The organism is Candidatus Obscuribacterales bacterium, assembly GCA_036703605.1.
Classification (GTDB): Bacteria; Cyanobacteriota; Cyanobacteriia; order RECH01; family RECH01; genus RECH01.
In genome coordinates this window covers 1-9,757 of record DATNRH010000231.1, presented here as the reverse complement: position 1 = coordinate 9,757, position 9,757 = coordinate 1, and the positions used below count along the sequence as shown (strand labels likewise).

General features: G+C 53.4%; 9 protein-coding genes. 6 read left to right on the top strand and 3 right to left on the bottom strand.

Annotated elements, in window-relative coordinates:
• The 4 genes from V6D20_04935 to V6D20_04920 form a co-directional block, all read left to right on the top strand.
• Positions 1–866 (top strand): anthranilate synthase component I family protein (locus tag V6D20_04935; GenBank protein HEY9815134.1); only part of this gene is annotated, 866 nt, incomplete at its 5' end.
• 684 nt (positions 867–1,550) lie between these two features.
• Entirely contained in the window at positions 1,551–3,497 is a 1,947-nt protein-coding gene (locus tag V6D20_04930; protein HEY9815133.1) for an alpha/beta hydrolase, read from the top strand.
• 566 nt (positions 3,498–4,063) lie between these two features.
• Positions 4,064–4,549 (top strand): NfeD family protein, encoded by a 486-nt coding sequence (locus tag V6D20_04925; protein ID HEY9815132.1) that lies wholly within the window; start codon positions 4,064–4,066, stop codon positions 4,547–4,549.
• Between the two features lie 212 nt (positions 4,550–4,761).
• Positions 4,762–5,628 carry a stomatin-like protein gene (locus V6D20_04920; protein HEY9815131.1) on the top strand — a complete coding sequence of 289 codons (867 nt, stop codon included), beginning with the start codon at positions 4,762–4,764 and terminating at the stop codon, positions 5,626–5,628.
• A gap of 12 nt (positions 5,629–5,640) precedes the next feature.
• On the opposite strand, the gene aat is transcribed toward V6D20_04920, so the two are convergent.
• Positions 5,641–6,231, bottom strand: coding sequence for a leucyl/phenylalanyl-tRNA--protein transferase (gene aat / locus V6D20_04915; GenBank protein ID HEY9815130.1), 591 nt, complete (start codon positions 6,229–6,231; stop codon positions 5,641–5,643).
• Between the two features lie 320 nt (positions 6,232–6,551).
• On the opposite strand from aat, the gene V6D20_04910 reads away from it, so the two are divergent.
• Positions 6,552–6,881 carry a hypothetical protein gene (locus V6D20_04910; protein ID HEY9815129.1) on the top strand — a complete coding sequence of 110 codons (330 nt, stop codon included), beginning with the start codon at positions 6,552–6,554 and terminating at the stop codon, positions 6,879–6,881.
• 13 nt (positions 6,882–6,894) lie between these two features.
• On the opposite strand, the gene V6D20_04905 is transcribed toward V6D20_04910, so the two are convergent.
• Positions 6,895–7,479 carry a hypothetical protein gene (locus V6D20_04905; GenBank protein HEY9815128.1) on the bottom strand — a complete coding sequence of 195 codons (585 nt, stop codon included), beginning with the start codon at positions 7,477–7,479 and terminating at the stop codon, positions 6,895–6,897.
• Between the two features lie 688 nt (positions 7,480–8,167).
• On the opposite strand from V6D20_04905, the gene V6D20_04900 reads away from it, so the two are divergent.
• Entirely contained in the window at positions 8,168–9,016 is an 849-nt protein-coding gene (locus V6D20_04900) for an Npun_R2479 family HD domain-containing metalloprotein (GenBank protein ID HEY9815127.1), read from the top strand.
• A gap of 48 nt (positions 9,017–9,064) precedes the next feature.
• On the opposite strand, the gene V6D20_04895 is transcribed toward V6D20_04900, so the two are convergent.
• The gene (locus V6D20_04895) at positions 9,065–9,619 is read right to left on the bottom strand and encodes a dual specificity protein phosphatase (GenBank protein ID HEY9815126.1); all 555 of its coding nucleotides are present in this window, start codon (positions 9,617–9,619) and stop codon (positions 9,065–9,067) included.
• Positions 9,620–9,757: the final 138 nt, after the last annotated feature.

Genomic DNA, 9,757 nt, shown 5'->3' with positions numbered 1-9,757 from the left:
ACTACACCAGCAACACCGAGCCGGAGCACTATTGCCGCAATGTGGAAACGGCCAAGGCCCACATTCGTGATGGCGATATTTTCCAAGTCGTGATCTCCCAACGGCTGACGGCCCAATACACCGGTGATCCCTTTGCCCTATACCGTTCCCTGCGCTTGATTAATCCATCGCCCTACATGGCCTACTTCCAGTTTGGTGATTGGCAAATTATTGGCTCTAGTCCAGAGGTGATGGTCAAAGCCGAGCGCTCTGCAGAATCGGCGGAGGCGATCGCCACCCTGCGGCCCATTGCCGGCACTCGACCCAGGGGGAAGACGGTGGCAGAGGATCGGGATCTGGCTACGGACTTACTCCAGGATCCCAAAGAGGTGGCGGAACACGTCATGCTGGTAGACTTGGGGCGCAATGATTTGGGGCGAGTTTGCGTGAATGGCAGCGTTACGGTGGATGAGCTGATGCTGGTGGAGCGCTACTCCCACGTGATGCATATTGTTAGTAACGTGGTTGGTGTGCTGTCGCCTAGCAAGACGGCTTGGGATTTGCTCAAGGCTTGTTTCCCGGCGGGAACTGTCAGCGGTGCGCCTAAAATTCGCGCCATGGAGATTATTCACGACCTCGAACCCGATCGCCGGGGGCCCTACTCCGGTGCCTATGGCTATTACGACTTTGAAGGACAGCTCAATACAGCGATCGCCATTCGTACCATGGTGGTGCGCCGTCAAGCAGATGGTCACCATACCGTCAGCGTGCAGGCTGGCGCGGGTCTGGTGGCCGACTCGGTGCCTGAACGGGAGTATCAAGAAACCCTAAACAAGGCGCGAGGTATGTTGGAAGCCATTCGCTGCTTAGCTGGCTCGGCGGAGTAATTCCGTCTGGCAGCAGGCATTCTTAATCCTTGCAGTAGAGTGCCGTTAGGAAAAGCCGTAATGCACCGTCTCGTCAAGCTTGAATGCGTTATGCGATCGCTTCTAGACATCAAAAGGGCTCGTTGAGCTTGGGATATCTGCGTGAGGTGGAGTGCCGTCTAGGGATTGGGTGTTCAACCCTTCCTGGATGATTGTCGTCGGTAGAAAGACTGGATTGTCCTGTTTCCTACCTGGATCGTGGCTGCTCTTAAATGGGTATATTAAGTGAAGAGCGGGGCGCTCAGGATGCGCCATCAACCCTGAGAAAAAGGGTTCTGTTGTCTATCCTTGCCGTGGCTCAAGGTACATAAAACGTTACTCGATGCCTCTAAACAGATTCTGGATAGACTCCAGCCGTCTTGTTTTGCCATGGATCATGTTTTGAAGCGGATTTAGGAGTCAATCGGTACGCCTGCAACCTTATGGCTGCAAGGTTTTGACTATCATACCTATGGGAAAGCTATGTCCTGCCAGTCGTGGGCGATCGCTCCAGCATTCTTCCACAAATCACCCGGAGGAAGGGTGATGGGGGTCGCTTCTGTTGGTAGGGTGATCGACAGGGCAAGCAGACCTATTGTGTAGCGAAGGATAGGTCTAAAGCCCGCGATCGCCCCCAATTGTTGGTTTTAACTCCGTGAAACGTCCGTGAACACGCCACCCTTCATTCGTGATGATCATCGCTTGCTCTCGGGAGCAGTACCCCTGCCGGTAGGGGATACATTGGTGAAGCCTGCGAGCTCCCCATGTTCGCCCTCTTGGTCTCGTCAATTGCGCTGTAGACTGCGCTATGGCTGGGGCTGCTTGTTGGGTGCGGCAGTGATGTGGAATGGTGGATCGGCGATCGCTGCTGAGCAGGTGGCGGTGCGCTTGGGCCCTTTGCGGCAGTCGGTGGCGATCGCTGACCTAGAAACTTTTGCCCAAACGGGAACGGTGCCCCCCTCCCTGCATCTGTACTCTGCCTTCATGGGCGATGATGTACGCCAAACCCTCAATGGCTACCTACAGGTGGATCCGGCAGTAGGGGAAGTCTTAGTCCAAGACTTGCTCAACTCCTCAGCGGGCGATCGCCTGCTCTCGATGTTGGAGGTGATTGTTGTAGACAGCACCCCTGAGCAGTTGCAGCAAACCCTGACGACGGCCGCCCAAACCTCTAAGGGGCTGAGTCTGTTGGGCATTCTCAAAAGCTTTCCCGAGGAAACCGTCACCCTGGATCTCCAGGCCGCGATTGCCATGGCCTCCCAGATGAGCCTGCCCTATTGGCAAAGCCAGTCTCTCCGCTCCACCCTAGAGCGAGAATTAACGGCAGAAACGGTACCCTTTCATGGAGCCTTCGATCCTACAGAATCAGGCTACCGTCCCGTTCGCCGTCAGACCCTGAACCTGCGCGATCGCGAACGCAACCGCACGATTCCCGTTGATTTATACTGGAGCGATCGCTCTAGTGGACCCCTTGTGGTTCTCTCCCATGGCTTTGGAGCCGATCGCCGCTTCTTCAACTACCTGGCTAATCATCTCGCATCCCATGGGCTAACGGTGGCCTCTGTCGAGCATCCTGGCAGTAGCGTCAATTGGCTGAATGACCTAGCGCTAGGACAATTTGAGCGAGACAATAAGCCCGGAGACTTGCTCCCCGCTACCGAGTTTGTCGATCGCCCCAAAGACGTCACCTTTGTGCTGGATGAACTGACGCGGCTCAACCGCTACTCCAGCATTTTGCGAGATAGGGTCAACACTAGCCAAGTTGTGGTGATTGGCCATTCCTTGGGTGGCTATACGGCCTTAACCTTGGCCGGCGCTCCCCTGAACTTAGAGCACCTGCGGCAGTTTTGTAACGATCCTACAATTCTTGGCTTTGCGCCCTCCGATTGGCTGCAGTGTAGCGCTGCCGATCTGCCAGATCAGCAGCTTAATTTTCGAGATGAACGGGTGGCGGCGGTGATGGCCATGAATCCGGTGATGGGGCGGATGTTTGACGAAGCAAGTTTGGCTCAGATCACCGTGCCCACGATGATTTTAGTAGGCACGGATGACCCGATTACCCCCGCAATTAGCCAGCAGTTGTTGCCCTTTACCTACTTGCAATCTGAGAAGTATTTGCTGTCGGTGATTGGCGGTACCCATTTGAGTGTGGGCGATCCAAGCAACCTCAACTATGCCCTGACTCAAAATATTTTTGTGCGAGAACGCGCTCAGCAAGACACGGAACCGCTGCGGCATTTACTGCGAGGATTTAGCCTAGCGTTTATTAAGCAGCTCACCCCGGAAGCGGATCTCTATGCACCCTTTTTGGATGCCGCCTACGTTCAGTCTTTTTCGTCAGACACCTTAAAGCTTCGGCTCAATCAAGAACTGCCAGAGGACTTGCCCACTTGGATGCAAAAGGCAGCACCGCTAGAGCAATTGGTGGCTTCTACTCTGAGTAAGTCATCCCAATCTTCCCAGGTGATGTGCCGTTCAGGACGCTGCTTGTTAGATAAACTGCCGTTGGTGATGCTGATTTTACCCGGTGGGCAACTATTGGTGGCTGGGCATCGATTCTTTAGCCAGCATCGTCAGCGCCGTCGGTGGTTTGGGGGGCGATCGCGCCCATAGACTCGATCCGTAAACATTTTTGGGTACGGATGAAGAAACCGAGAGGCGATCGCTACACTGGTTATACAGCCGATTTAGACGTGTGAACGATCTGCCCATCACGGCTGCCAACTTACCAGGTTTTCCGGCTTGTTTAAATAGTTTTAAATAGTTACGACGTACTCGATAGGGGGCATAGAGCTTGTGTATCTATGTCTAGAGGAGTGATTACCTAGGAGAGTAATCATGGATGATGAATACGCCACAACCGTGTGACCTCAAGTAAGAGCTGCTCCCATCATGATGAATACGCCACAAACGTGTGACCTCAAGTAGAAGCTGCTCCCACTCGGTTAAATCTCAATAGTCGGTTGATTGGCGAATCATCCAGGGAGTGACTCAGGATAGCTAGATGCGTCAAGTGTCTAGATGGGGAGGCGATCGCCCTCGGTCTGTTGGAGCCTTCGGGGTGCAGTGTATTAGAACGTTACAAAAGCTCAGATGCTTTGGCATTTGACTGCTTCCCCCGAATCTATTGCAAGTGAGATTGCCGCGATTTCATCGTGCCATTCGATGGGGGACGACCTGTGGATAGCCTTGATTTTTTTGAACAGTTGCTGTCAAATCAGGGTCTATGGCTACTGAGTGGTTTAGCCACCCTAGCCTTAGGCTGCTTTGTGGGAGAACCGGTGATGCTGTCCCTGGGGCTTGCGGCGCTGATTACGGCGATCGCCTCTGTCCATCCGGCCTTGAGTTACAGCCTGCAGATTGTGGTGTGGATTATTCTTTCCGTTGCCTTTACCATTCTCATGCAGGGATTTATTCCTCGGGAGTCGGATGTGCTGCGGCTGCCCGTCGAGGCGACGGTGCATGAAGAAATCCCGGTTCAGGGCCATGGGCATGTTTGGTATAACGGTGCCCTCTGGAAAGCCTGCTGTCATTTAGACTATGGGGCGATCGCTCCTGGGCAAATTGTCTTAGTGGTGGGCCGCCAGAATAATACCTTGATTGTGGTGCCGACCTATGTGCCGCTGCCGCCCTCCCGTCTCTCGTCCAACGGGGCAGAGCGGTGATGGAGCTTGCCTGAGTCCTTGTGGGAGGGGAATGCTAGAATGCGCCTAGTTAACGCTAGCTGGCTAGAGAGAGAGCTAAACCTAGATGATGGATGAGTCACGCTGGCCCTAGCATGTAGTCCTTACGGTTGAATCTATGTCCTGCTGGCGATCGCCATCTGTGACCACACCCTTGCTTCCCTTGCCCACATCCTTTTACCGCAGTCTATCCTATGGCTCCTGAGATTACTGTCCTTGCCGCATTGGTGCTTGCCGTTGTTGGGTATATGGTGGGCTCGGTCAAAATTATTAATCAGGGCAATGAGGCCTTGGTAGAGCGGCTGGGGCGCTTCCATCGTAAGCTGACGCCGGGGCTGAACTTCATCGTGCCGGGCTTAGATAAGGTGGTGTGGGAAGACACGACTCGCGAGCAGGTGCTCGATATTCCGCCCCAGGAAGCAATCACCAAAGACAACATTGCCCTAGGCGTTGACGCGGTGGTGTATTGGCGAATTTTGGAACTGCCGCAGACCTATTATGCGGTGGAGGACATTGAGAAAGCGTTGGCTGATCTGGTGACGACCACCTTGCGATCGGATATCGGCTTGATGGAGCTAGAAGAAACCTATTCATCCCGAGGGCGCTTAAATCAACGGTTGCTCTATCAGCTTGATGAAGCGACGGCACCATGGGGCGTGAAGGTATTACGGGTGGAAGTTCAGAACATCACCATTCCCGAGCGGGTGCGGGAGTCTCTAGAGCTAGAGCGGGCGTCCCAAAGTAAAAAACGGGCAGCGATCGCTGAAGCGGAAGGGAAGAAGCGAGCGGCCATTGAAGAAGCTCAGGGTACGGTTGAGTCGATTCGGCTCATTTCCGATGCGTTGAAGGAGCAAACGAATCCCCAGGCGGTGCTGCAATACCTAGTAGCTCAAAAGTACATGGAAACTAACTATCGTCTAGGTCAAAGCAACAACGCTAAGATTCTCTTTATGGATCCGAAGGCTATGACCGAAGGCATGGCTGAGCTGATGTCTCCCGGACCAGAGCACCCGAATGGCGGCACCCACAAGCCACCGTCTAGCGAACCGCCCAATCGTTAACGTGGCTGGCTGCTAGAGCAGCGATCGCTCTTGGGCAATGGCGCGGCGCAGGAGCTTTCGGTAGTCACTATCGGTGATGGTATGGGCTCCAAACCGCGCTAGGTGAGGATTCATCATCTGGGCATCGAAGAGCAGGAACCGCCGCGATCGCAGCCGTTCGACCAGCTTCACCATCGCCACCTTGGAGCCATCAGGAATGCGGTAGAACATCGACTCGCCAATAAAGGCACCGCCAATCACAATGCCTAAAATGCCGCCCGCCAGCTCATCGTCTCGCCAGGTTTCAATGCTGTGGGCCCAGCCCGCTTCGTGGAGCTGCTGGTAAATCTCCTTGAGTTCTGCGGAGATCCAAGTTTGGTCGCGATCGGCACAGCCATCGACAACCTCTTGAAAGGCCCGGTTGATGGCCAAGGAAAAGCAATTTTGATTCAAGACCCGCCGGAGCGACTTGGGATAATGAAAGCGATCGTCGAGGGGGATGAGGGTGCGCTGACGACTGGCATACCAGTTGAGGTTGTTACCCTCTTCATCTGCCATTAAAAAATAGCCTTGGGCATAGCCGTGAATCAAGGTGGGGATGTCATACTGGGAAGAACTAATCAAGCGCGTCTGAGCCTCACGGATGATGAAAGATCTCCAATGCTGCCGATCACCCCTAGGCACGTTGCTCTCTACCATGCTCCTATGCGGATGATAGACCGGGTTGATCACGATTAGTTGATCACCAGTTGGTTAATCATCCTAGGTAGCCGCGGTTTCCAGAGCATCCCAGATGCGATCGCCAAGGACTGAACACATCATACGACCATTCAAACCTCGGCGTGGGGCTAAAACATCTGCTGAGAGCGATCGCCGGGATTGCCCATGAAGGATGCGATCGCAGCACACTGTTTGATATGTTGATGTTGAGATTGAGATCTTGTATGGCTGAATCAATTCCAGCAATTACCCTACCGCCGGCTGACAATCCTCAACAGGAAGGCATTTGGCTGCAGCAAGCGTTACACCAATGGCTTGACCAAGAATTTTTGCCAGAGCCCGCCAATGAAGAGATTGCGGCTCGGGCTGCTCAGGTGTTTGTGCGCCATCGGATGGAAGGGGAAAATGATGTGGGTTCCCTGTTGATTGCTGTGCTCACCGAGATGCAGGCGTTTGACTTCTCCAATAGCTTCTACGGTGAGTTTGCTGTAGCCAATGCCATGAGCGATTTGCTGTTAGATAGCTTGGGTATCGATCGCTGCTGTGGCCAGTAGTTGGGCCGTGTCATCAGAATCCGGTAGTAGATCCGGTGAGGGCAGTGGCCATCGCCCAACCATCGACGAGGAACAAGAGTAAGGTAAGGCTCAGTAGGATTAAATACATCCAAGGCTGGGACAGAGGGCGCACGTCGCTGGTGTCAAGGTTGGTGTAGGCTTCAACCTGGCGCACCAGTTCGGCAAAGCCCGCCACGCGCATGGGTAGCAGATAAGCGCGATCGCGTTCGGCGGTGACAAAGTAATACACGAGACCACCCTGCCCCGTGGTGCGCGGCTTCAGGGCTTGAATGCTGCTCCAGTTGAGCGACCAACCCCGGCGAAACAAGCTTGGCACCCAGCGAGGATAGGTAACCTGAATGGTGGTGGGCGTAATGACAACCCGCTCACTCAGGGCTGCGTAAAGGGCGATCGCGCCTAGCACCAGGCCCACGATGAAAACCCAAGGAGAAATGGGAGCTTGAGTGGCGATTGCCAAGATGGGTAGAGGAAGGGTCAGGGCACTATAAAAGCTGAGGAGTGTTAGCCGAATGAGCGGTGAAATCCGAAATAGTTGTGAGCTTTGCTCTTGATTCGGCCCATCTGCAACCGTAGTCATAGACAATGTCATCTCATGAAGATCCGTTTCTAGTGTAGCTAGCTTGAGGGTAGAGGCAAGGCAGCTTGTATCGCCTGTCACCAATACCTGGATTGCTCAAGAAAGGTTGAGATAGAGAGCCAACCAAAGCTTCTCCCTTTCATAATGGATATTAAGGGATTGCTGATTTAAGACCTTAGCTCTGTAGAGATACCTCAGGGCTCAGATTTCGCTCAACATTTGTACTAGATTCAACCTTGGTATCCAATGCGATCCGTAGTAAGTTTACGCCCAGAGTCTCAATGGTTACACTGGAAGCCTGAGCAAGACCATTCCTGATTGCGGCTACCGACTAGAGCAGGGCAGGGAGCGATCGCTTGGGCAAAAGGGTGCATGACTCAGATGATGACGAGCTCAAGACTCCTCTATGGGTGGGCTCGCCCCTTCATCACAGGATGAGCTTGAGCGGTATTCTGGTTGCTGGACATAGTGAGTCTGAATGTATGGGTCGCTGAACACTTACTGGATACAGTTTGCTGGACACCCATAGATGTTCCAGTCGTCAATTTATGACCATATGAGGCCTAGTCAGGTTGGTGCTGTTTGCCCTAAATAATGCGCTGGGTATCATCCTGAACGTTACCAGTGCAGATTTGGGCAGCATGAATTGCCGACAGCCACATGATTACTCCTGTCTTGACTATTGAAGATGTTTAATCCTACGACTACTCTGATCAATGCCTTTGTACAAGAGTTACATCAGGGTTATGAACAAAACTATGGTGGTCTAAAACCCGACTACGCCAACATCATCAGTTGGTCGGGGCGGATGGCGCTGGAAAATATTGCCAACAGCGACGCCCTCTACCACAACGTTGAACACACCCTGCTGGTTACCCTGGTGGGGCAAGAAATATTGCGCGGCCGGCATATCCGCGAAGGAGGGGTATCCTGTGAAGACTGGATGCACTTCATTATTTCGCTGCTCTGCCACGATATTGGCTATGTCAAAGGGGTGTGTCGCAATGATCATAACGGTTTCTATGCCACTGGCCTGGGTACCGAACTGGTAGAAATTCCGCCCGGTGCCACCGATGCTAGCTTGGCTCCCTACCATGTCGATCGGGGGAAACTATTTGTGGCAGAGCGCTTCAGCGGCAATCGTCTCATCGATGCTGAGGTGATTAAGTCCAATATTGAACTGACGCGGTTTCCAGTGCCGGAAGACGGCGATCATGCCGATACGAAAAATTATCCCGGCTTGGTCAGAGCAGCGGATTTAATTGGGCAACTTAGCGATCCGCGCTATCTCAAAAAAGTGAGCGCCCTGTTCTACGAGTTTGAAGAAATGGGGTTTAATGAACGCATGGGCTACAAGACGCCGGGCAATCTACGGCGTAGCTATCCGAAGTTCTATTGGTCTGTGGTCTACCCCTATATCAAAGACTCCTTGGGATACCTCTCTCTGACCCAGGAAGGGCAGCAGGTAATCGCCAACCTCTACTCCAATGTGTTTGTGGTAGAGCATGAGGGCGAAGACGGTACTCTCCAGGGATGACATTCTCGCTGCCCAAATCCTTTAACGTGAGGTCAGAGACTGGGGCTGTTAGAGACTAGAGCTGACGGAGGGCTGAGCAAGTTCGTTTTGCACAAGGGTGCGGATGGCGCGAAACTGGGCCTCAGTCAGCATGGCGATGGGATGCTGGCGGGTGACCACAGCTACGGCTTCCCATAGATCTAATCCTTGGTGGAGGCAGAGATAGCTAGCGCAGACGGTGGGCGATCGCTCCACTCCGGCTAGGCAATGCACGTAGACGGCCTGGCCGCGCTGAATGCGAGTGTGGATATGGTGAACGATCTGGCGCAGTTGGCGTGGATCGAGACCAAAGATATAGCTGCTATCGGGAAGAATGAAGCGAGCATGGTCAAACTGCTGGGGGATATCTGCGGGAATCATCCCTTCAGAGGGGGCGCAGAGCGACACCACAGACTGAATGCCTGCGTGATGAAGGCTTGAATAATTCTGGGGAGTGGGGAGTGGGCCAACGGCAAGCTGTTGGGGCAGGATCCAATCTAGGGCAAGGGAAGCGATCGCTGTTTGGGTTTTAGGATGCTTAGACCTATGCGATGGTCGAAATACAGCCTGAATATGTTTCAACATAACGGTGGTTGCCAAGATCTAAAACAATAGCCAAGGGGCATCTCCATGGGATGAGCGTGCAGACATCCAGGAGGGATATCGTTGTCTTCCGGGAATGCTATGCAGGGGCAAGCTCAAGATGATAGATGTGGCAAGCTT